The sequence below is a fragment of the Geodermatophilus sp. URMC 65 genome (assembly GCF_053502545.1).
On record NZ_CP199954.1, the window covers coordinates 4,829,747 to 4,851,240 of the forward strand.

General features: G+C 75.0%; 21 protein-coding genes and 1 riboswitch. Of the genes, 15 read left to right on the forward strand and 6 right to left on the reverse strand.

Annotated elements, in window-relative coordinates:
- The first annotated feature begins 18 nt into the window (after positions 1–18).
- The 9 genes from ACWIX7_RS23395 to ACWIX7_RS23435 all read left to right on the forward strand — a co-directional run bounded on the left by ACWIX7_RS23395 (position 19) and on the right by ACWIX7_RS23435 (position 10,777).
- On the forward strand, positions 19–1,152 hold the full coding sequence (locus tag ACWIX7_RS23395) for a hypothetical protein (protein ID WP_448618795.1): 1,134 nt from the start codon (positions 19–21) through the stop codon (positions 1,150–1,152).
- A 19-nt stretch (positions 1,153–1,171) separates the two neighbouring features.
- On the forward strand, positions 1,172–1,714 hold the full coding sequence (locus tag ACWIX7_RS23400; protein ID WP_448618796.1) for an N-acetyltransferase family protein: 543 nt from the start codon (positions 1,172–1,174) through the stop codon (positions 1,712–1,714).
- Between the two features lie 89 nt (positions 1,715–1,803).
- Positions 1,804–5,037: a fused isobutyryl-CoA mutase/GTPase IcmF gene (gene icmF / locus ACWIX7_RS23405; protein WP_448618797.1), complete on the forward strand. Its 3,234-nt coding sequence runs from the start codon at positions 1,804–1,806 to the stop codon at positions 5,035–5,037.
- 8 nt (positions 5,038–5,045) lie between these two features.
- Positions 5,046–5,846, forward strand: a complete 801-nt coding sequence (locus tag ACWIX7_RS23410) for a helical backbone metal receptor (RefSeq protein ID WP_448618798.1) — start codon at positions 5,046–5,048, stop codon at positions 5,844–5,846.
- Positions 5,847–6,056: 210 nt separating this feature from the next.
- A complete protein-coding gene (locus ACWIX7_RS23415; protein WP_448618799.1) occupies positions 6,057–7,196 on the forward strand; it encodes a globin domain-containing protein in 1,140 nt (379 codons plus the stop codon).
- Entirely contained in the window at positions 7,193–7,948 is a 756-nt protein-coding gene (locus ACWIX7_RS23420) for a DivIVA domain-containing protein (protein WP_448618800.1), read from the forward strand. Before ACWIX7_RS23415 ends, ACWIX7_RS23420 begins: the two co-directional genes overlap by 4 nt.
- An 86-nt stretch (positions 7,949–8,034) precedes the next feature.
- Positions 8,035–9,273 (forward strand): globin domain-containing protein, encoded by a 1,239-nt coding sequence (locus tag ACWIX7_RS23425; RefSeq protein WP_448618801.1) that lies wholly within the window; start codon positions 8,035–8,037, stop codon positions 9,271–9,273.
- A gap of 123 nt (positions 9,274–9,396) precedes the next feature.
- On the forward strand, positions 9,397–10,362 hold the full coding sequence (locus tag ACWIX7_RS23430) for a serine hydrolase domain-containing protein (protein WP_448618802.1): 966 nt from the start codon (positions 9,397–9,399) through the stop codon (positions 10,360–10,362).
- A 31-nt stretch (positions 10,363–10,393) separates the two neighbouring features.
- Complete coding sequence (locus ACWIX7_RS23435) at positions 10,394–10,777, forward strand: hypothetical protein (RefSeq protein WP_448618803.1); 384 nt, start codon at positions 10,394–10,396, stop codon at positions 10,775–10,777.
- 4 nt (positions 10,778–10,781) lie between these two features.
- Here the strand turns inward: ACWIX7_RS23435 and ACWIX7_RS23440 are convergent, their stop codons facing one another.
- Positions 10,782–11,237 carry a MaoC family dehydratase gene (locus ACWIX7_RS23440; protein ID WP_448618804.1) on the reverse strand — a complete coding sequence of 152 codons (456 nt, stop codon included), beginning with the start codon at positions 11,235–11,237 and terminating at the stop codon, positions 10,782–10,784.
- 104 nt (positions 11,238–11,341) lie between these two features.
- Here ACWIX7_RS23440 and ACWIX7_RS23445 point away from each other — a divergent pair, with 104 nt between their 5' ends.
- From ACWIX7_RS23445 to ACWIX7_RS23455, 3 genes are all read left to right on the forward strand, one after another.
- The gene (locus ACWIX7_RS23445) at positions 11,342–12,511 is read left to right on the forward strand and encodes a CaiB/BaiF CoA transferase family protein (RefSeq protein WP_448618805.1); all 1,170 of its coding nucleotides are present in this window, start codon (positions 11,342–11,344) and stop codon (positions 12,509–12,511) included.
- Entirely contained in the window at positions 12,508–13,272 is a 765-nt protein-coding gene (locus ACWIX7_RS23450) for a crotonase/enoyl-CoA hydratase family protein (protein ID WP_448618806.1), read from the forward strand. The genes ACWIX7_RS23445 and ACWIX7_RS23450 overlap by 4 nt, the downstream gene beginning before the upstream one ends.
- A gap of 158 nt (positions 13,273–13,430) precedes the next feature.
- Positions 13,431–14,030: a YceI family protein gene (locus tag ACWIX7_RS23455; protein WP_448618807.1), complete on the forward strand. Its 600-nt coding sequence runs from the start codon at positions 13,431–13,433 to the stop codon at positions 14,028–14,030.
- A 12-nt stretch (positions 14,031–14,042) separates the two neighbouring features.
- On the opposite strand, the gene ACWIX7_RS23460 is transcribed toward ACWIX7_RS23455, so the two are convergent.
- The 4 genes from ACWIX7_RS23460 to ACWIX7_RS23475 form a co-directional block, all read right to left on the reverse strand.
- Positions 14,043–14,486 carry an acetyl-CoA hydrolase/transferase C-terminal domain-containing protein gene (locus ACWIX7_RS23460; RefSeq protein WP_448618808.1) on the reverse strand — a complete coding sequence of 148 codons (444 nt, stop codon included), beginning with the start codon at positions 14,484–14,486 and terminating at the stop codon, positions 14,043–14,045.
- A complete protein-coding gene (locus ACWIX7_RS23465) occupies positions 14,483–14,929 on the reverse strand; it encodes an alpha/beta fold hydrolase (RefSeq protein ID WP_448618809.1) in 447 nt (148 codons plus the stop codon). Before ACWIX7_RS23465 ends, ACWIX7_RS23460 begins: the two co-directional genes overlap by 4 nt.
- Positions 14,930–15,146: 217 nt before the next feature.
- Positions 15,147–15,680, reverse strand: a complete 534-nt coding sequence (locus ACWIX7_RS23470) for a cysteine dioxygenase (protein WP_448618810.1) — start codon at positions 15,678–15,680, stop codon at positions 15,147–15,149.
- A 228-nt stretch (positions 15,681–15,908) separates the two neighbouring features.
- A riboswitch (SAM riboswitch) is annotated at positions 15,909–16,021 on the forward strand.
- A gap of 43 nt (positions 16,022–16,064) precedes the next feature.
- Positions 16,065–16,991, reverse strand: a complete 927-nt coding sequence (locus ACWIX7_RS23475; RefSeq protein WP_448618811.1) for a hypothetical protein — start codon at positions 16,989–16,991, stop codon at positions 16,065–16,067.
- A 77-nt stretch (positions 16,992–17,068) separates the two neighbouring features.
- On the opposite strand from ACWIX7_RS23475, the gene ACWIX7_RS23480 reads away from it, so the two are divergent.
- Both ACWIX7_RS23480 and chrA read left to right on the forward strand, forming a co-directional pair.
- Positions 17,069–18,043, forward strand: a complete 975-nt coding sequence (locus ACWIX7_RS23480; protein WP_448618812.1) for a sulfotransferase — start codon at positions 17,069–17,071, stop codon at positions 18,041–18,043.
- A gap of 23 nt (positions 18,044–18,066) precedes the next feature.
- Positions 18,067–19,440 (forward strand): chromate efflux transporter, encoded by a 1,374-nt coding sequence (gene chrA / locus ACWIX7_RS23485; RefSeq protein WP_448618813.1) that lies wholly within the window; start codon positions 18,067–18,069, stop codon positions 19,438–19,440.
- A gap of 12 nt (positions 19,441–19,452) precedes the next feature.
- On the opposite strand, the gene ACWIX7_RS23490 is transcribed toward chrA, so the two are convergent.
- Positions 19,453–21,105 carry a Na+/H+ antiporter gene (locus ACWIX7_RS23490; RefSeq protein ID WP_448618814.1) on the reverse strand — a complete coding sequence of 551 codons (1,653 nt, stop codon included), beginning with the start codon at positions 21,103–21,105 and terminating at the stop codon, positions 19,453–19,455.
- A 102-nt stretch (positions 21,106–21,207) separates the two neighbouring features.
- On the opposite strand from ACWIX7_RS23490, the gene ACWIX7_RS23495 reads away from it, so the two are divergent.
- A complete protein-coding gene (locus ACWIX7_RS23495; RefSeq protein ID WP_448618815.1) occupies positions 21,208–21,489 on the forward strand; it encodes a DUF1905 domain-containing protein in 282 nt (93 codons plus the stop codon).
- Positions 21,490–21,494: the final 5 nt, after the last annotated feature.

A 21,494-nucleotide genomic window follows, 5' to 3' on the forward strand; every position in this document is an offset into this window, starting at 1 on the left:
GCTGCGACGCTGACGGCGATGACCGACCGCCTGCTCGTCGACTTCTTCTACGCCCAGCAGCTGGGCCACGCCGTGGAGGCGCTGCAGTACTGCGTCGGGCACGCCGCCGCCGTGCCCGGGCGCGAGGTGTCGGTGCTGCTCAACGCGGCCACCCCGACCGAGCTGGCCACCTGGTGCCCGGGGGTGTCGGCGGTCTTCCCCGTCGACGGGCCGTTCCTCGAGGCCGACCCGGCCGCCGCGCGGCGGCTGGCGGCCGTCCCGCGCCACTGGGACTGGGTGGTCGACGACACCCGCCGCCACCAGCCCTTCCAGCTCGACCTCTTCCCGGGGATGCGCGACCACTACGCCGCCTCCGACGCGCACCTGCGCGCACGGCGGGGCCGCTCGGTCGTCGGCGCCGACCGCGTCGGTTACCTCCCGCACCAGCCGGTGCGCCTCGACCTCCCCGCCGCCGCCCGGGCCGCGGCTCCCCGTCGGGTCGGCGACGACGCGCGCCCGCGGATCGCCGTCCTCCCCGCCGGGTCCAGCGAGCCGTCCCTGTACCCCTCGGTCGCCTCCTGGCTGCTGGTGCTCGACGCGCTGACCGACGCCGTCCCCGGCCTGCAGCTCGTCCTGGTCGGCCGGCTGGCCCGCGACGAGCGCAGCTCCACCTCCTGGCGGCGGGAGGACGTCGACGCGCTGCTGGCGCACCGGTCGCGCCCCGTGGACTGCGTGGACGTCCCCCTCGCCGAGCAGCTGGCCGTGGTCGAGGCCTGCGACGTCCTGCTCGCCCCGCAATCGGGCTTCGGGATGGCCGCGCTCGCCGTCGGCACGCCGTGGCTGGCGCTCTCGGGCGGGCGCTGGTTCGAGTACTGGGCGAACGCCGGCGTGCCGTTCCGGTCGGTGCTGCCCGATCCGGCGAGGTACCCGGCGTTCAGCCAGTTCGACCCGGCGGACGTCGTCCTCGACGGGGACGACGGCCCGCGGACGCCGAGCATGACGCGGGCGCGGGTGCGGGAGGACCTCGGCCGCCTGGTCGCCGGCGCTCGCGAGCTGCTGGCCGGGGAGCTGACCCACGAGCGGGCGCTCGCCGAGTACTACCGCGACCTGCGCGCGGCCGTCGGCGCGGAGGCGATCTGGTCGATCGACGGCGTGCACGCCGCGTACGCCTGACGCCGTGCACCATGGCCGGGTGGCGGAGAGCCGGCTGGTCAGGGACGCGACGGTCGAGGACGCCGCGGCGTGCGCCCGCATCTACGAGCCCTACGTCCGCGACTCCGCCGTCTCCTTCGAGCTGGAGCCGCCGACGGCCGCGGAGGTGGCCGGCCGCATCGCCGCTGCGCTCGCCCGGCACGCCTGGGTGGTCCTCGAGGACGGCGGCCGGGTCGTCGGCTACGCCTACGGCTCGGTCTTCAACGCCCGCGCCGCCTACGACTGGTCGACGTCGGTGAGCGTCTACACCGAGACCGGACGGCGCCGCACCGGCGCCGGCCGCGCGCTCTACACCGCGCTGCTCGACCGGCTGGCCGCCCGCGGCTTCCGCACCGCGCTGGCCGGCGTCGCGCTGCCCAACGACGCCAGCATCGGCCTACACACGGCGATCGGCTTCGAGCCGGTCGGCACCTACCGCCGGGTCGGCTGGAAGCTCGGTCGCTGGCACGACGTCACCTGGTTCCAGCGCCCGCTCGGTGATGGTCCGTGGGACGACGGGGCCCCGCCCGCCCCTCCGCGGTGACCGTGGACAGGGCGGCCCTGCCGGGAGATACTAGGACGTCCAACTAAATCGGCGCGGGTGGCGAACCGGCGTCCGACCCCGGGAGCGGCATGCCGTCCGACCTGCACGTCCCCACCCACCCGGTCCGCTTCGTGACCGCGGCGAGCCTGTTCGACGGCCACGACGCCGCGATCAACGTGATGCGCCGGCTGCTGCAGTCCCAGGGCGCCGAGGTCGTGCACCTCGGGCACGATCGCAGCGTCGACAGCGTCGTCCGCGCGGCGCTGGAGGAGGACGTGCAGGGGGTGGCGATCTCCTCCTACCAGGGTGGGCACGTCGAGTACTTCGGCTACCTGGTGGAGCGGCTGGCCGAGGCCGGCGCCGGGCACGTGAAGGTCTTCGGCGGTGGCGGGGGCGTGATCGTGCCCGAGGAGATCGCCGCGCTGCGGGAGCGGGGCGTGCGGATCTTCAGCCCCGAGGACGGCCAGCGCCTCGGCCTGCCCGGGATGATCAACGAGCTGATCCGCGAGTGCGACGTCGACCTGACCGAGCACGGCCCGGACCTCGACGCCCTGCTCACCGGCGACCCCGCCGCCCTGGCCCGCGCCATCACCGTGCTCGAGGCCGGTCGCGACCCCGAGCTCGCGACCCGGGTGCGGCAGGCGGCCGAGGGCCGGACGGTGCCGGTCCTCGGCATCACCGGCACCGGCGGCTCGGGCAAGTCCTCGCTCACCGACGAGCTGCTGCGCCGGCTGCGCACCGACCAGGAGGACAAGCTGCGCGTCGCCGTCCTCGCGATCGACCCGACCCGGCGCCGCGGCGGCGGGGCGCTGCTCGGTGACCGGATCCGGATGAACGCGCTGGAGACCGGCGAGGGCAGCCACACCTTCTTCCGCTCCATGGCCACCCGGTCGGCCGGCGCGGAGACGCCCGAGCACCTGGACGACGTGCTGTGCGCGGTCAAGGCCGCGGGCTTCGACCTGGTCATCGTGGAAACGCCGGGCATCGGGCAGGGCGACGCCGGGATCGTGCCGTTCTCCGACGTCGCGCTGTACGTGATGACGCCGGAGTTCGGCGCCGCGTCGCAGCTGGAGAAGATCGACATGCTCGACTTCGCCGACGTCGTCGCGATCAACAAGTACGAGCGGCGCGGGGCCGAGGACGCCCGGCGGGACGTCGCCCGGCAGATGGTGCGCAACCGCGAGGCGTTCGGGCAGCCCTGGGAGGACATGCCGGTCTTCGGCACCAGCGCCGCCCGGTTCAACGACGACGGCGTGACCGCGCTCTACCAGCACCTGCTCGGCCTGCTCGTCGGGAAGGGCCTGCCCGCGGGCGCCGGCGTCCTGCCGCGGGTCGACGTCAAGGCGTCGAGCGGGCTGACCAGCGTCGTCCCCGCACAGCGCGCGCGGTACCTCGCCGAGATCACCGAGGCCGTCCGCGGCTACCACGCGGCCACCGAGGCGCAGGCGGCGGTCGTGCGCCGCCGGCAGCACCTGACCACCGCCGCCGAGGTGCTCGACGGGGACGCCGCCGCGGCCGCCCGGGCCGCGGTCGAGGCAGCCGACCGCGAGCTGCTGCCCGAGGTGCGCGACCTGCTCGACGAGTGGCCGGCGCGGGTCGAGGCGTACTCCGGGGACGAGTACGTCTACACCGTCCGCGGCAGGGAGATCCGCACGCCGCTGACCCGCGAGACGCTGTCCGGCTCGAAGGTGCGCCGGGTCGCGCTGCCGCGGACCCAGGACGACGCCGAGCTGTTGCGCTTCCTGCGCCGGGAGAACCTGCCCGGCGCCTACCCGTTCACGGCCGGCGTCTTCCCGTTCAAGCGGCAGGGCGAGGCGCCCGCGCGGATGTTCGCCGGCGAGGGCGACGCCTTCCGCACCAACCGCCGCTTCACGCTGCTCAGCCAGGGCAACGAGGCCACCCGGCTGTCGACGGCGTTCGACTCGGTCACCCTCTACGGCCGCGACCCCGACCCGCGCCCCGACGTCTACGGCAAGGTCGGCACCTCCGGCGTCTCCATCGCCACGTTGGACGACATGGAGGTGCTCTACAGCGGGTTCGACCTGTGCGACCCGACGACGTCGGTGTCGATGACGATCAACGGCCCGGCGCCGGCGATCCTGGCGATGTTCCTCAGCACCGCGATCGACCAGCGGCTGGACCGGTTCCGCGAGGAGGAGGGCCGCGAGCCCGACGCCGCGGAGGCCGAGGAGATCCGCGCCTGGGTGCTGGCCAACGTCCGCGGCACGGTGCAGGCCGACATCCTCAAGGAGGACCAGGGCCAGAACACCTGCATCTTCTCGACCGAGTTCGCGCTGCGCTGCATGGCCGACATCCAGGAGTGGTTCATCGACCACCGGGTGCGGAACTTCTACTCGGTCTCGATCTCCGGCTACCACATCGCCGAGGCCGGGGCGAACCCGATCAGCCAGCTGGCCTTCACCCTCGCCAACGGCTTCACCTACGTCGAGGCCTACCTGGCCCGCGGCATGGCGATCGACGACTTCGCGCCCAACCTCTCCTTCTTCTTCTCCAACGGCATGGACGCCGAGTACTCGGTCATCGGCCGGGTGGCCCGCCGCATCTGGGCGGTGGCGATGAGGGAGCGCTACGGCGCCGGGCCGCGGTCCCAGCAGCTGAAGTACCACGTGCAGACCTCGGGCCGGTCGCTGCACGCGCAGGAGATGGACTTCAACGACATCCGGACGACGCTGCAGGCCCTCTGCGCCATCTACGACAACGCCAACAGCCTGCACACCAACGCCTACGACGAGGCCGTGACCACCCCGAGCGAGCACTCCGTCCGCCGGGCCCTGGCCATCCAGATGATCATCGACAGGGAGTGGGGGCTGGCCGACAACGAGAACCCGCTGCAGGGCTCGTTCGTCATCGAGGAGCTCACCGACCTGGTCGAGGAGGCGGTGCTGGCCGAGTTCGACCGGATCGCCGAGCGCGGCGGCGTGCTGGGCGCGATGGAGACCGGCTATCAGCGCGGCAAGATCCAGGACGAGTCGATGCTCTACGAGCACCGCAAGCACGACGGCAGCCTGCCGATCGTCGGGGTCAACACCTTCCTCGACCCGCACCGCGACGAGACCCCGCCCAAGCCCCTGGAGCTGGCTCGCGCCACCGAGGCCGAGAAGCAGTCGCAGCTGCAGCGGCTCGCGGACTTCCACGCCCGGCACGCCGACGAGGCCCCGGCCGCGCTGGCCGAGCTGCAGCGGGCGGCGACCGAGGGCGGCAACGTCTTCGCCGCGCTCATGGACGCCGTCCGGGTCTGCTCGCTCGGCCAGATCAGCGACGCCTTCTTCGAGGTGGGCGGCCAGTACCGGCGCAATGTGTGAGGACCCCCGTGCCCCCCACCGATCGCAAGCTCACGGCGGGCCCCTGCACGAGGGCCGATGACCTCGGCCACCCGGTCGAGCTGCCGCGGCCGCCGCGGCGGGTGGTGTCGCTGGTGCCGTCGCTCACCGAGGCGCTGGCGGAGACGGTCCCCGAGCGGCTGGTGGGCGCCACCGACTGGTGCACCCACCCGGCCGGGCTCGAGGTGACGCGGGTCCGGGGCACCAAGAACCCCGACCGCGCGGCGATCGCGGCGCTCGAGCCGGACCTCGTGGTCTGCAACCGGGAGGAGAACCGGCGGCTGGACGTGGACCGGCTGCGGGCGGCCGGCGTCCCGGTGTGGGTGACGGTCATCGAGTCGGTCGACGAGGGGCTGGCCTCGATGCGCCGGTTGTTCGCCGAGGTGCTGGACGTGGGGGAGCCCGGCTGGTTGACGACGGCGGCCGCGGAGTGGGCCCGGCCGGTGCCCGCGCCGCCGTGCCGGGTCGCCGTCCCCGTATGGCGGGACCCGTGGATGGTGGTCGGCCCGCGCACCTTCACCGGCGACGTGCTGGCCCGGCTCGGGCTGGTCAACGTCTTCGGTGCGGGGGAGGACCGCTACCCGCACGTGTCGGTCGAGGCCGTGCGGGCGGCGGGACCGGACGTCGTCGTCCTGCCCGACGAGCCCTACGTCTTCACCGCGAACGACGGGCCCGAGGCGTTCCCCGGGATCCGCACCGCGCTCGTCTCCGGCCGCGACCTCACCTGGTACGGCCCCTCGCTCGGCCCGGCCCGGCAGCGGCTGCTCGACGGGATCCGCCCGGACCGATGAGGCCCGCGCGCGTCCCCCAGGAGGGAGGGGGACGACGTCACGAGGTGACCTTGGTCAGGGCGACCGCCTCGTGTCACCGAAGCAGGCGTGAATCCAGGCATCGCCATCGGGCCCAGCCGTCGTTACGGTCGTCCCCGGGCTACCGCTCGGCGGCGGCTGCGGGAGACGGAGCGAGCAGCGGAGTCGACCAGCGCGGAAACGGAGGTGTGCATGGACATCCCCGCCATGCGGGCGAGCTTCGCCAAGGCAGCAGCTGCCGGGGACGAGGCGCCGCTCTACTTCTACTCCCACTTGTTCCTGAGCCATCCCGACACCCGGCAGCTCTTCCCCGTCTCGATGGCCCACCAGCGGGACCGGCTGTTCCAGGCACTCGGTGACGTGGTGGCTTACGTCGACGACCTCGACCGGCTCGTGCCGCTCCTGCAGGCGCTGGGTCGTGATCACCGCAAGTTCGGGACCGTCGCCGATCACTACCCGGCCGTCGGTGCGAGCCTGATCGCCACCCTCAAGCACTTCGACGACGAGTGGAACCCCGCACTCGAGGCGAGCTGGACCGAGGCGTACGGCCTGGTGGCGGAGGTCATGATCAAGGCGGCGGACGCGGCGGCCGAGCAGCCGCCATGGTGGGACGCCGAGGTGATCGCGCACGAGCGCCGCACCGTCGACACCGCGGTCATGTGGCTGCGGCCGGAGCCGGAGTACGCCTACCAGGCGGGGCAGTCGGTCTCGCTGGAGACCGACGTCCGGCCTAAGCTGTGGCGCTACTACTCGCCGGCCAACGCGCCCCGCTCGGACGGGGTGATGGAGATCCACGTCCGGGCCTACGACGGCGGCCCGGTCAGCGCCGCCCTGGTCCGCCAGATCGGCAAGGGCGACGTGCTGCACCTGGGACCGCCGCTGGGCCACATCGCATTCGACGCCGAGTCCGACCGCGACCTCCTGCTCGTCGCCGGGGGCACCGGGCTGGCGCCCCTCAAGGCGGTGGTCGACCACGTCGCCCGGATCGGGCCCCCACGACGGGTGGACCTGTTCGTCGGTTCCCGTACCGAGGAGCGGCTCTACGACCGCACCGACCTCGAGCGCCTGGCGGAGGAGCACAGGTGGCTGACCGTGACTTTCGCCGTCTCGGGCGACGACCTCTCGCCGCTGGAGCAGGGTGACGTGGGGGAGGTCGTCGTGCGGCACGGTCCATGGTCGAGCCGGGACGTCTACGTCGCCGGGCCGGCTCTGATGGTCGAGGACACCACAAGGCGGCTCGTCCAGGCCGGCGTCCGTCCCGGACGGATCCGCAGCGAGGTCTTCGCCCCCAGCCGGCTGGGACCCAGCCTTGACGGAGAGGTGACCGAATGACCGCCCAGCACCACGAGTCGGAGCGCAGGGAGCGGCGGCTGAGCCCCGGCGACGTGCGCAGCGTGCACCTGCCGCGCGCCACCATGCTGCGGCCGGGGTACAACGATGTCGAGGTCGAGCGCTTCCTCGACCGGGTCGCCGACGAGCTCGCACGGCTGCACGCGGACAAGGCCGAGCTCCGCGACCAGGTCCGCGCGCTGCAGGAACAGGTGGCCGGTGCGGCCGTGCAGGAGGCACCGAGCGACCAGGCCGTACGCATCCTGGCCGTCGCGCAGCAGACCGCCGACAGCTACGTCGCCGATGCCGAGGACTTCAGCCGCCAGATGACTGCGGACGCGCGGGCGCAGTACGAGGACCAGGTGCGACGGGCGCGGGACAACGCCGGCGCCATCATCCAGGCGGCACAGGAGGCCGCTGCTCGGATGACCGCCGGCGAGCGTCCGCCTTCTACTGACGGCGCCCCGGGGAACACCCAGGAGCTCGAGGCCCAAGTCGCCTACCTCAAGGCATTCGGGCAGGCCTGCCGGACGCAGCTGCGGGCCTACCTCGAGGCGCTGCTGGTCGACATCGAAACGGAGTGGGGTCGCGCCGACCCCGGTGTGCTCTCGAGGCCGCCTGTCCAGCGGTCGGCCGCCGCCGGGGGCACTCTGGCACCGGAGCCGAACGTGGCACAGGAGCTGCCGCCGGACGACGACGGGGACGGGGAGGCCAGGACCGGCCAGGAGAGCGGAGCCGAGCCCTCCGTGCGGTGACGGCTCACGCCGCCGTCAGGAGCAGTACCACATCCACGGCCGGGGAGGCGTCAAGCCCGCGGCCCGGGACGACGAGGTGATGTTGCATGCTGTCCGATCGGGCCCGACCGGTTGTCGAGGCGACGCTGCCGGCGGTGGCCGACAACATCGGTGAGATCGCACGCCGCTTCTACCAGCACATGTTCGCCGCCCGACCGGAGCTGCTGGACGGGCTGTTCAACCGCGGCAACCAGGCCGAGGGCACCCAGCAGGTCGCGCTCGCCGGGTCGGTGGCCGCCTTCGCCTCCGCGCTGGTGGGGACGCCGGAGCAGCTGCCCGAGCAGCTGCTGAACCGCATCGCGCACAAGCACGCCTCGCTGGGCCTGCACCCCGACCAGTACCGGATCGTGCACGAGCACCTGTTCTGGGCGATCGCCGACGTGCTCGGCGACGCGGTCACCCCCGAGGTCGCCGCCGCCTGGGACGAGGTCTACTGGCTGATGGCCTACGCCCTGATCAACCAGGAGCGGGGTCTGTACAGCGCGCGCGGGGTGCGCCCGGGCACCGTGTGGCGGGACTGGCGGGTCGAGGAGAAGACCGCCGAGACCGACGAGGTGGTCACCTTCCGGGTCCGGCGGGTCGACGACCGGCTGGTCAAGACCTCGCTGCCGGGCCAGTACGTGTCCGTCAAGGTGCGCATGCCCGACGGGGTGCACCAGCCGCGGCAGTACAGCCTGACCGCGGCCGACGACGGCGAGCACCGCCAGTTCTCCGTCAAGCGGGTCCGCGGCAACGGCAAGCCCGCCGGCGAGGTGTCCACCCACCTGTGCGACACCGTGCAGGTCGGTGACGTCCTGACCCTCTCGCTGCCCTTCGGTGACGTGGTGCTCGACGACTGGCGTCCGGCGGTCTTCGCCTGCGCGGGCATCGGCATCGCCCCGATGGCCGGCATGCTCTCCCACCTGCGGCACGCCGGCTCCGGGCTGCCGATCACCCTGCTGCACGCCGACGCCGACGAGGCGTCCTTCGCCCTGCGCCGCCAGGTGCTCGACGACGCCCGGGCGCTGCCGAACGCCACGGTGCACGTCTGGTACGAGTCCGGCGCCGACAGCGCGCTGCCGGTCGACGGCGTGCACGCCGGGACGATGGACCTCGGCGCGGTCGACCTGCCCGACGGCGCGGCCTACTACCTGTGCGGTCCGCTGCCGTTCATGCAGGCGGTGCGCAGCGCCCTCGTCGAGCGGGGCATCCGACCCCAGGACATCCAGTACGAGGTGTTCGGGCCGGACCTGTGGCAGGCCGACCTCCGCACCGAACCCGCACCCAGCAGCGGCGCCGCCACCTGAGCCTCGCGCGTTTTGGCAACGCGCGGGAGCGCGGTGCCTGGCTCAGGCGGGGCAGCCGTGCCCGCGTCCGTGGCACGAGGAAGCCCGAGCGGCGGCGGCCTAGTACTACAGCCGCACTTCTAGATGGCGTTCAAGCCGGTCGCCGGCGCGCTCACCCTCGCCCTGGCGGAGGACGGCGTGCTGGGCCTCGACGACCCGGTCGCCGAGTGGCTGCCCGAGCTGGCCGCCCCACGGGTGCTGCGCGACCGGACCGGGCCGCTGACCGACACCCTCCCCGCCGAACGACCGGTCACCGTACGGCACCTGCTCACGAACACGCCCGGCTTCGGCGGCCTCTGGGACGGCAGCCCGCTGGACCGGGCGATCGAGGAGCGCGCCATCGGCCCCGGGCCCTGGCCGCCGCAGGTGGCCCCGGACGAGTACCTGCGCCGCCTCGCCGAGCTGCCGTTCGCCGCCCAGCCCGGCGAGCTGTGGCTGTACCACATGGCCGCCGACGTCCTGGGCGTGCTGCTCTCCCGCGCCGCCGGCCGGCCGGTGTCGGCGCTGCTGGCCGAGCGGGTGACCGGCCCGCTGGGGCTGACCGGCACGGCCTTCACCGCCGCCGACCCCACCCGGCTGGCGACCGTGCACCAGGCGACCCCGGACGGCCTCGTCCCGGTCGACGCGCCAGACGCCACCGTCCCGCCGGCGTTCGAGAGCCTGGCAGCAGGACTGGTCGCCACCGCGCCGGACGTGCTCGCGATCCTGGCCGCGCTGGCCGACGGCGGCGCTGCGCTGCTCACGCCGGCGTCGGTGGCCGCGTTGTCCGCCGACTCGCTCACCCCCGCACAGCGGGCGGGCGCGGCGGACTTCCTCGGGCCCGGGGTCTCCTGGGGGCTGCAGAGCGGCGTGTGCGTCGAGCCGGCCGAGCCGTGGACCACCCCCGGCCGCTTCGGCTGGGACGGCGGCACCGGCACGAGCGCCTGGGCCGACCCCGCCCGCGACGTGGTCGCCGTCCTGCTCACCGGCCGGCTCTGGTCCGGCCCGGACGACGAGCCGCGCGACTTCTATCGGACGCTGTACGGCTGCCTCCCGGCCGCGCCGCGTTGACGCGGCCGGTCCCCGCCGCCAACCTGTGCTGGTGACGGTGCTGCCGCTCCCGGCTCGCGGACGCTGGGTGTGGGACGCCCGCGACCGGGCCCGCGCGGTCCGCGTCGCCACCCACGACGAGGTCGGCCTGCTCAACCTGAGCGTGTGGCGGGGCGGGACCTGCGTGGGGACGGTCAAGCTGCGCCCCGAGGAGGCCGCGGACCTGGTGGGTGCGCTCACCGAGGGGCTCGCCCGGCTCGCCGCGGACCGGACGCCCGCAGCCGCTGTCCCGGAGACGGCGCGCCTGGCCGAGCTCGAGGGCCGGCTGGCCGGCCTGGAGTCCCGGCTGACCACCCCACCCTGGCGGCAGGCGGTGGCCGACGCGGGGACGGCGGCTGCCGCGCTGGCCGGGCGGCTCCTGCGGCGACGGGGCTGAGCCTCTAGGCGGGGCGGACCCGGACCAGGTTCATCGCGGTCATGGTCAGCACGACGGTGCCGTCCTGCCGCAGCAGCTCGACGTGGGTGCGCACCAGCCCGCGGTCGGGCTTGGACCGCGACGGCCGGGCCTCGGCGACCGTCGTCCGCAGGGTGAGCTCGTCGCCCGGCCGCACCGGGGCCACCCACCGCAGCTCGTCGACCCCGGGGGAGCCGAGGCTGGAGACGGGGGAGAGGTACTCGTCGGCCAGCAGCCGCATCATCAGCGCGCAGGTGTGCCATCCGCTGGCGATCAGCCCGCCGAACGGCCCCGCCGCCGCGGCCCCGGGGTCGACGTGGAACGGCTGCGGGTCGAACCGGCGGCCGAAGTCGACGACGTCGTCCTCCTCGACCCGCAGCGGTCCGTGCTCGGCGGTCGTCCCGGGCACGTAGTCCTCGAACCAGCGCTCGCTCGGAGACATCGGTCCACTCCCGCGGGACGCTCCGCTCCTCGCTCGTTCGTCGCTGACGGGCTCCCGTCCCTGTCCGCTCACGAGGTGGACCGTAGGGCGTTACGGTGCGTCCCGTGCTGCCGCCCACCGGCCCCCTCGCGGGCACCCGCGTCGTCGAGCTGGCCGGTCTCGGTCCCGCCCCCTACGCCTGCCTGCTGCTGGCCGAGCTGGGCGCCGACGTCGTCCGGGTCGACCGGCCCGGCGGTGGCACCCAGCTGGTGCCCCCGGAGCGGGACGCGCTGAACCGCAGCCGCCCCTCGGTCGCCGTCGACCTCAAGAGCCCGGCCGGCCGCGACGTCGTCCTCCGGCTGGTGGACAGCGCCGACGTGCTGGTCGAGGGGCTGCGCCCGGGTGTCACCGAGCGGCTCGGCGTCGGCCCCGACGACGCTCTCGCCCGCAACCCGCGGTTGGTCTACGCGCGGATGACCGGCTGGGGCCAGGACGGCCCGCTCGCCGACCGCGCCGGGCACGACATCAACTACCTGGGGCTCACCGGCGCCCTGCACGCCATCGGGACGGCGGAGGCGCCGGTGCCGCCGCTCAACATCGGCGCCGACTTCGGCGGCGGCGCGATGTTCCTCGTCGTCGGCGTGCTCGCCGCCCTGCTCGAGCGGCAGACGAGCGGGCGCGGCCAGGTGGTCGACGCGGCCATGGTGGACGGCGCCAGCTCGCTGGTCACGATGGTCTACGGCCTGCTCGGTGCCGGCGCCTGGCAGGACCGCCGCGCGGCCAACCTGCTCGACGGCGCCGCCCCCTTCTACGCCACCTACGCCTGCGCCGACGGCCGGCACGTGGCGGTCGGCGCGATCGAGCCGCAGTTCCACGCCCAGCTGCTCGCCGGCCTGGGCATCGACCCCGACGGCCACGGCGACCAGCTCGACGTCGCCCGCTGGCCGGAGCAGCGCGCGCGGATCGCCGCCGCCTTCGCCACCCGCACCCGCGACGAGTGGGCCGAGGCCTTCGGCGGCACCGACGCCTGCGTAACGCCGGTGCTCGGGCTGACCGAGGCGCCGCACCACCCGCACCTGGCCGCCCGCGGCACCTTCGCCGACCGCGGCGGACACCCGGAGCCCGCGCCGGCGCCGCGCTTCTCGCGCACTCCCGGCGCGGTCCGCGGAGCACCCCGTGCGCCCGGCCAGGACACCCGCACGGCGCTGGTCGCGTGGGGCTTCGGCGAGGAGGAGGTGGCCGGCCTGCTGGAGGCCGGCGCCGTCGTGCAGGCGGAGCGAGGGGGGCAGCGGTGACCGACGGGGTGCTGGTGGAGCGGCGCGAGGGCGTCCTGGTCGTCACGATCGACCGGCCGGAGGCGCGCAACGCGCTCGACCGCGCCGTCGCCGAGGGCGTGGCCGCCGCGGTCGACGAGCTCGACGCCGACGAGGAGCTGCGGGTCGGCGTCCTCACCGGCGCCGGGGGCACCTTCTCCGCCGGCATGGACCTCAAGGCCTTCCTGCGCGGTGAGACCCCCGCGATCGAGGGCCGCGGGCTGTGCGGCATCACGCAGACCCCGCCGCGCAAGCCGCTCGTCGCCGCCGTCGAGGGCTGGGCGCTGGCCGGCGGCTTCGAGCTGGTGCTCGCCTGCGACCTGGTGGTGGCCGCCGAGACGGCGCGCTTCGGGGTGCCCGAGGTGAAGCGCTCGCTGGTCGCCGCCGGCGGCGGCGCGCTGCTGCTGCCGGCGCGGGTGCCGCGCAACGTGGCGATGGAGATGCTGCTGACCGGCGACCCGATCGACGCCCGGCGGGCCGCGGAGGTCGGCCTGGTCAACCGGGTCACCCCCGAGGGCGGAGCACTGGAGGGCGCCCTCGCCCTGGCCGCGACGATCGCCGCGAACGGCCCGCTGGCCCTGGCCGCGACCAAGGCGGTCGTCCTCGGCAGCGCCGACTGGGCCACCGCCGAGGGATGGGTCAGGCAGGCCGATCTCGTCGTGCCGGTCTTCGCCAGCGAGGACGCACGGGAGGGCGCGGCGGCCTTCGCCGAGAAGCGCCGCCCCGTCTGGCGGGGCCGCTGAGCGTCCCGCACGGGGGTCGCACCACGGGGCTCCGCCCGGCGGCCGGTGCGCGCTCTCGGGGCCGTGACCTGCGCAACCGGCCGGTGCGGCCCCCTGGCGTGTCGCCGCCGGACGGGATCAGCCAGGATGGTGCGGGAACAGGGGGAAGGAGGGCCACCGTGGGCAAGCACCGGGCACCTGACGCGGACCCCACCGACTTCGACGCGGCGACCAGCGCGCTCGTCGACGTCACCGGGGACTACGAGGTCGACGTCGCGCACACCCGGATCGGGATCCGCGCCCGGCACGCCATGGTGACCACCGTGCGCGGGTCGTTCGGCGACTTCACCGGGACGGCGCACCTCGACGTCGCCGACCCGGCGGCCAGCTCGGTGTCGCTGCGCATCCGGACGGCGAGCATCGACACCGGTCAGGCCGACCGCGACGCGCACCTGCGCTCCCCGGACTTCCTCGACGTGGAGACGTACCCCGAGATCGTCTTCGTCTCCACCGACGTGGAGCAGGTCGACGAGGAGACCTACACGGTCACCGGTGACCTCACCATCCGGGACACCACCCAGCCGGTGTCGGTGGACTTCACGCTGACCGGTTCGGCGAAGGACCCGTTCGGCAACATGCGGGTCGGCTTCGAGGGCGCGCTGGCGATCAAGCGCAGCGACTGGGGCCTGACCTGGAACACCGCGCTGGACACCGGCGGCGTGCTGGTCAGCGACCGCATCCAGATCGAGTTCGACGTCTCCGCCGTCCGCGTCTCCTGAAGAAGGACCGCGTCAGCGCGGGGGCAGCATCGAGCCCTCGGCCAGGTAGCGGGTGTGCCAGCTCAGCGCCTCGGCCAGCAGGTGCGGGGTGTGCCGGCCGGGCGAGTCGCGCAGCGCCCGGTCGTAGTAGTCGCGCAGCAGTGGGCGGTAGTCCGGGTGCGCGCAGCGCTCGATGACCAGCTCCGCCCGCCGCCGCGGCGGCAGGCCGCGCAGGTCGGCCAACCCCTGCTCGGTGACGATGACGGCGACGTCGTGCTCGGTGTGGTCGACGTGGCTGACCATCGGCACGATCGTCGAGATCGCGCCGCCCTTGGCCGTCGACGGGGTGGTGAAGAAGGAGATGTAGGCGTTGCGGGCGAAGTCGCCCGAGCCGCCGATGCCGTTCTGGATGCGGCTGCCCATGACGTGCGTGGAGTTGACGTTGCCATAGAGGTCGGCCTCGATCAGTCCGTTCATCGCCAGCACGCCAGCCGCGGGCCACGTGCTCGCGGACGTGCGGCAGGCAGACCTCCTGCGGCGGCAGGGTGCGGAACCGCGCCACCGCCGTCCCGAGGTCGGCGTACACCCGCTGCCCCAGCGACCGGGCGCACCCGCTGCTCCTCGGGCGGCTGCCGGTCCAGCGGCGAGTCGATGACGGCGACGCCCGCGACCTCGTCCCCGTGCTCGACGCCGACGGTCAGCGCCACCCAGCCACCCATGCTGTGCCCGAGCACCACCGGGCGGTCGAGGCCCTCGGCGGCCGCGACGGCGAGCACCTCGCGGGCCCACTGCCCGGTGCCGTAGTCCGCGCGCCGGTCGCTGTCGCCGTGGCCGCTCAGGTCGAAGGCGACCACGCGGTGCGTGCCGAGCAGCGGGGCGACGTGGTGCCACCAGCCGGAGTGCGCCGCGCCGCCGTGCACGAGGACCAGCCCGGGTCGGCCCGGCTCGCCCCACCCGCGGTAGTCGACCCGCGCGCCATCGACGACGACGTCCCGGTGCTCGGGGGCGCTGGCCAGCGCGCGGGCGAACCAGGCGGGGACGGCCTCACGGGACCCCGGGGCCCCGGACGTCGGGAGCCGCGACGGACGCTACGCAGCGCCGTCCGACGGGTCGCCCTGGGCCCGGGGGCGGGGTCCCTCACCAGTCGACGCCGGCGCGCTCGGTGCCGGTGCGCACCAGCAGCCGCCCCTCGACGCGGTAGGTGTTCATCACCGTGAGCCGCGGCGTGTAGACGTGCACGCTCACCGCCTCCTCGGCGCGGGAGTTGGTCACCCGGTGCACGTGGTGGGGGCCGAAGTGGCGCACCCGGCCCGCGGTGAGCTCGGTGGCGCCCGCCCGGGCGCCCACCGCTTCGGACAGCGTGCCGCGGACGACGGCGAGGGCACCGGCGGAGCCGCCGTGGTCGTGCAGGCCGGTGCCCTGGCCGGGCAGCCAGGACAGCAGCCAGACCTGGGCGCGGGCCAGGTCCTCGTGCAGGGACGGGTCGAGGACGCCGGCGGCGGCGTCGTGGGGGAGCGGTGCGCTCCACCGGCTCTCGGCGCGGTACTCGACCAGCGGCAGCCAGCGGTCGGCCGCGACGGCCAGGGCCGCGGCGAGCGCGGCGGACCCGGTGCGGCGGTCGGCCGGGCGGGCCGGGCGCAGGTGGGCAGGGGACAGCAGGGATCGGGACACGACGGGTCTCCTCGGGGAGGTCGGGGTCCGGTCGCGCGGGTCGGCGGCCGGCGGGGGAGGGACGCCGTCAGCGACAGGCGGCGGACCAGACCCGGCCGAGGTCGACGTGCACGCGCCGGACCAGCCGCGGCGGGGCGGCGGAGGCGGTTCGGGCGGCGGGCACGGACCTATCCCTACCACCCCGATCGGGTTTGACGGGAATCGGGGCGGCGTGTCACGCTCCCGGCGGGTCACGAGCGCCAGCGACGAGCCCCGGCTCGCTGGCCGGCAACCCTCCTCCGCGGTGGGGTGCCCCGGGTGACGACCTGGCGGGTGCCGACCGGCACCCGCAAGCGCGGCCCCCTCACGCCGGGCCCCGGAGGCGAGGAGCGCTGCGTGCCGCGGTCAGGCGTCGAGCAGCACCGTGCGCAGCTCGTGCGCGCCGTCGGGCCGGGTGGCCTCGTAGAACCACCGCGCACCGCCCCCGGGCAGCGCGACCACGTCGGCGTAGCGCAGTCCGTGCGGTGGGTGCGGGCTCTGCAGCAGCGGGCCGCTCGCCGCGGCGGTGAACCGGCCGTCGCCGCCGGCCTCCGCGAGCCCGGTGCGCTCCTCCCAGTTCTCGCCGGCCGTGGCGCGCCCGTCGTAGAGGGCCCAGGCCCGGTCGCCGTCCAGGACCACGGTCGCGAACCGGACCCCGCGGGCGTCCCAGCTGCCCGGGGTGCCGGCCAGGGCGGTGCCCTGCCAGGTCCAGTCGACGCCGTCGGGGCTGGTGGCGTGCTCGGTGGTCATCCGGTCGGTGGCGTCCGGGTCGTCGAGCGGGTGCACCGAGGCCCACAGGTGCCACTGCCGCCCGTCGTGGCGGACCACCGGGTCCTTGACCGCCTCGTGCTCGGTGCCCGGCAGCACGGTCCGCGGCTCGGCCGTCGCCAGCCCCTCGACGTCGTCGGCCTCGAGCAGGTCGACCCGCCAGTGCTTGGTGCCCGGCGTCGCGCAGCTGACGTAGAGCCGCCACCGGCCCTCGGGCGTGTGCACGAGGGCCGGGCGCTCGAGCGACTCGGCGCCGAGGCGGTCCTTGCCGACGGCGACCACCGGGGTGAACCGCACGCCGTCGTCCGACCGCGACACCACGTTGGCGAACCCGCGGCCCTCGCCCACCGGCCGGCGCAGCCGGGCGGCCAGCCACCACGTCCCGTCGACCAGCTGGACCGACGGGCCGCCGGCCCAGGAGCCCGGCCGCGGGTCCTCCGGCTCCAGCACCACCTCGGCGTCGGCCCAGAACCGGTCGGGGGCCGGCGGGCGCACCGGGGACGTCGGGGCGGGGTGGGTGGGCACGCGGCAGCTCCGGGTTCGACCGTGGGGGACGCCGCCCAGTGTGCATCCGACCGCGACCCGACCAGGAGGACCACACCGTGACCGGACGCCTGCCGCAGTTCGTCATCGCCGGCGCCCCCAAGGCCGGGACGACGGCGCTGCACGCCGCCCTGGCCACCCACCCCGGCCTGTACCTCTCGCCGGTCAAGGAGCCGAAGTACTACCTCACCGACGGCCGGCCGCCGCCGCGGTCGCAGCAGCGCGGCCCCGGCGACGCGCACAGCGCCCGGGAGTGGATCTGGCGGCGCGACGACTACCTCGCGCTGTTCGCCGCCGCGCCAGAGGAGGCCGTCCGCGGCGAGAGCACGCCGTTCTACCTCTACGACCGCGCGGCCCAGGCCCGGCTGGCCGCCGACGTGCCGGACGTCCGGGTCGTCGCCGTCGTCCGGGACCCCGTGGACCGGGCGTGGTCGAACTGGGTGCACCTGCGCGCCGACGGGCTCGAGCCCGAGGGGGACTTCCTGACCGCGGTGCGGCGGGAGGAGCGGCGGATCGCCGGCGGGTGGGCGCCGTTCTGGCACTACCGGGCGCTGGGCCGCTACGGGGAGCAGCTGCGCGACCTGTACCGACAGGTGCCCCGGGAGCAGGTCCTGCTGCTGCGCTACCGGCAGGTGGTCGACAGCCCGCGGGAGACCCTCGACCGGGTCAGCGCCTTCCTCGGCGTGGCACCCGGCGTCGCGCACGCCGTCCCGCCGGAGAACGTCAAGCCCCACGTCGCCGACACCGCCCGGTACCGCGCCCTGTCCCGGGCCGTCCGCGCCGGCGCGGCACTGGGCGCGTACGCGCCGCCGCAGGTGTGGCGGCAGGTCAGCCGCCCGCTGGTCGCGGCCCTGCACGTCGGGCGGACCCCGCGGCCGCCGATGCCGGTCGAGGTCCGCCGCGAGGTGCTCGAACCGCTGCTGCCCGACATCGGGCTGCTCGAGGAGCTGACCGGCGAGTCCTTCGCCGACTGGAAGGGCGACACCGGCCGCGGCGACTTCCGCTCCCGGTCGGCCGGGAGCGAGGCCCGGTGACCGCGCCGCGGGACGATGCCGCCGTGGAGCGACCCCGTCCCGGCGAACAGGCCGTCGTCCCGTTCGGGACCGCGGTGCGGGCGTGGTTCCGCATCTCGCTGCAGACCTTCGGCGGCCCGGCCGGGCAGATCGCGGTGATGCAGCGCACGCTCGTCGACGAGCACCGCTGGATCGGCCAGCGCCGGTTCCTGCACGCCATGAACTACTGCATGCTGCTGCCCGGTCCCGAGGCCCAGCAGCTGGCCACCTACGTCGGCTGGCTGCTGCACGGGACACGTGGCGGGCTGGTCGCCGGGGGGCTGTTCGTGCTCCCCGGCGTCGTCGTACTGCTGGTGCTCTCGGTGGTCTACGTCGCCTTCGGCGACACCACGACCGTCCTCGCGGTGTTCGCCGGGCTCGCCCCGGCCGTGCTGGCGATCGTCGCCCAGGCCGTGCAGCGGGTCGCGAAGCGGGCGCTCGACAGCCGGGCGCTCATCGCGATCGCCGTGGCCGCGTTCCTCGCCCTCGCCCTGTTCGGGGTCCCGTTCCCGGTGGTGGTGGCGCTGGCCGGCGTCGCCGGCTGGGCGCTGGGCCGCTGGCGCCCGGGCGCGCTGCCGCAGAAGGCGGCCGCCGCGGGGGACGACGGCCCGCCGCCGGTCATCAGCGACGACGTCCTGCACTCCGAGGCGCCGACCGCGCGCCGGACGCTGCGGGTGCTGCTCGTCGGGCTGCTGGTGTGGGGCGTGCCGGTGGCCGCGATCGCGCTGCTGACCGGCGTGGGCAGCGTCTTCACCCAGCAGGGGCTGTTCTTCTCCGGCGCCGCGGTGGTCACCTTCGGTGGCGCCTACGCGGTGCTGGCCTACGTGGCCCAGCAGGCGGTGCAGGTCTACGGCTGGCTGCAGCCGCGCGAGATGGTGCGCGGCCTGGCGCTGGCCGAGACCACGCCGGGGCCGCTGATCATGGTCGTGCAGTTCGTCGCCTTCCTCGGCGCCTACCGCGACCCCGGCGCCCTCGACCCATGGGTCGCCGCCGTCCTGGCCTCGCTGCTGGTCACCTGGGTGACCTTCGTGCCGAGCTTCCTGTTCGTGCTGCTCGGTGCGCCGTACATGGAGCGGCTGCGCGGCAACCGGTCGCTGTCGTCGGCGCTGACCGGGATCACCGCGGCGGTGGTCGGCGTGATCGCCAACCTGGGCGTCTACTTCGCCGTCCACACGCTGTTCTCCGGGACCGTCGACGTCGACCGCGGGCCGCTGCACCTGGCGCTGCCCGACCCGGCGACCCTGCGGCCGGTGCCGCTGGCGATCGCGCTGCTCGCGGCGGTGCTGCTGTTCCGGCTGCGCTGGTCGGTGCTGCGGACCCTCGGCGTGTGCGCGCTGCTGGGCCTCGTAGCGGGGCTGGCCGGGTTGCCGGTCGCCTAGGGAGGAGCGGCCTCAGCCGCGGGCCGGCAATCGGCCCTCCTCGTGGTCGAGCTCGCGCTCGAGCCGGCGCAGCCCCTCGTCGGGCAGCCGGCCCACGTCGCGCCAGTGCAGCAGCTCCTCCCGCTCGGCGTCGAGCACCGCACGGCGCACCCGCAGGGCCGCCTCGTACTCCGGGGACATCGGCACCTCGCCACCCTCGACGCCCTGCAGCATGTCCAGCCGCCGCCGGTAGCGGTCCAGCCGGCCCTGCAGCTGGGAGCGGATCACCTCGATGGCGTCGTCGTCGACGTGGTCGTGCTGCTCGGCGGCCAGCTCGTCCAGCCGCCGCAGCCCGGCCTCCACCGACGCCGCCCGCGCCTCGTTGCGCAGCCGCGCCTGGTCGGCCTCGTCGGCGCGCAGGCCCAGCGCGCGCACCAGCGGCGCGAAGGTGAGCCCCTGCCCGACGAGGGTGACCAGCACGGCCAGGAACGCGCAGAAGAGCAGCAGGTCGCGGTCGGGGAACGGCGCCCCGGTCTCCGTCGTCAGCGGCAGGGTGAAGATCGCCGCCAGGCTGATCACGCCGCGGGTTCCCGCCCAGCTGAGGACGACGATCTCCCGTCCGCTGAGCCGCAGCAGCGCCGTCCGCGGGTCACCGTCGTCGCCGGCGACGTCCTCGCCGCCCAGCCGGGTGTGCAACGCCTGCGGCAGGTGCTCGGTGAGCCACAGCCACAGCGGCCGCAGCAGCAGGACGGCGCCGACGGTGATCGACGCCGCGGTGACGACCGTGCTGGTGTCGTAATGGCCGAGTCCGCTGATCACCGCGGGCAGCTGCTGGCCGATGAGCAGGAAGACGACGCCCTCGAGGAGGAAGTCGACCAGCCGCCAGACCGCCTCGGTCTGCAGCCGGCTGGCGCCCGACGCCCAGCTCGGGTTGTTGTGCCCGATGACGAGCCCGGCGACGACGACGGCCAGCACCCCGGAGACGTGCACCGTCTCGGCCAGCAGGTAGGCGACGAACGGCGTGGCGAGGGAGATCGCGTTCGACGACAGCGGATCGCGCCGGACCCGGCGCAGCGGCCGCACGGCGTGCGCGACGAACACCCCGACGGCGACGCCACCGGCCGCGACCACGACGAACCGGCCGAGGGCCGCCGGGGTGGAGAACCCGTCGCCCACAGCGGCGGTGACCGCGACCGACAGGATGGTCAGCGCGGTCGCGTCGTTGAGCAGGCCCTCGCCCTGGACGAGCGTGACCAGCCGCGGCGGCAGGCCCACCCGGCGCCCGACGGCGAGGGCCGCGACGGGGTCCGGGGGCGCCACCGCGGCGCCGAGCGCGATACCGGCCGCCAGCGTCGCCCCGCCGACGAAGAGCGCGAAGCCGACGCCGATGAGCAGGGCGGTGGCCGTCACGAGGAGGACCGAGAGGCTGACCACGGTGCGCAGGTTGTTGCGGATCGCCGTCAGCGAGCTGTCCAGCGCGGCGCTGTAGAGCAGCGGCGGCAGCACCAGCGTGAGCACCAGCTCCGGGTCGAGGTCGACGTTCGGCCCGGGCAGGTAGGCGTAGGCGATGCCGGTCAGCGTCAGCAGCGCCGCAGCCGGCAGACCGGTCCGGTCGGCCACCCAGCGCACGGCGACGATGAGGGCGACGGCGCCGAGGACCAGCAGCAACAGGGTCTCCACGTGCACCTGGACATCCTTCCCCGGCCGCGGGGGCCGGGCAGGGCGGCCCGATGAGTTCCGGCTCCCCGCACTGTCTGAGCAGGCACACCCGAGGAGAGGACGGCGACGATGCCCACCACCCCGCTGGACACCGCGTTCACCGCGCCCCTGGTCCGCAGCTCCGCGCCCGGAGGCTGGACCTACGTGCAGATGCCCGGTTCCGCGGAGTTCTTCGGGACCCGCGGCCTGGTCAAGGTCCGCGGGTCCATCGACGGCCACCCGTTCCGCAGCTCCTTCATGGCCCTCGGCGACGGCACGCACAAGCTGCCGGTGGCCGCGGACGTCCGCCGGGCCATCGGCAAGGAGGCCGGCGAGGAGGTCACCGTGCACCTCGAGGAGCGCCTCGGCTGACCGCC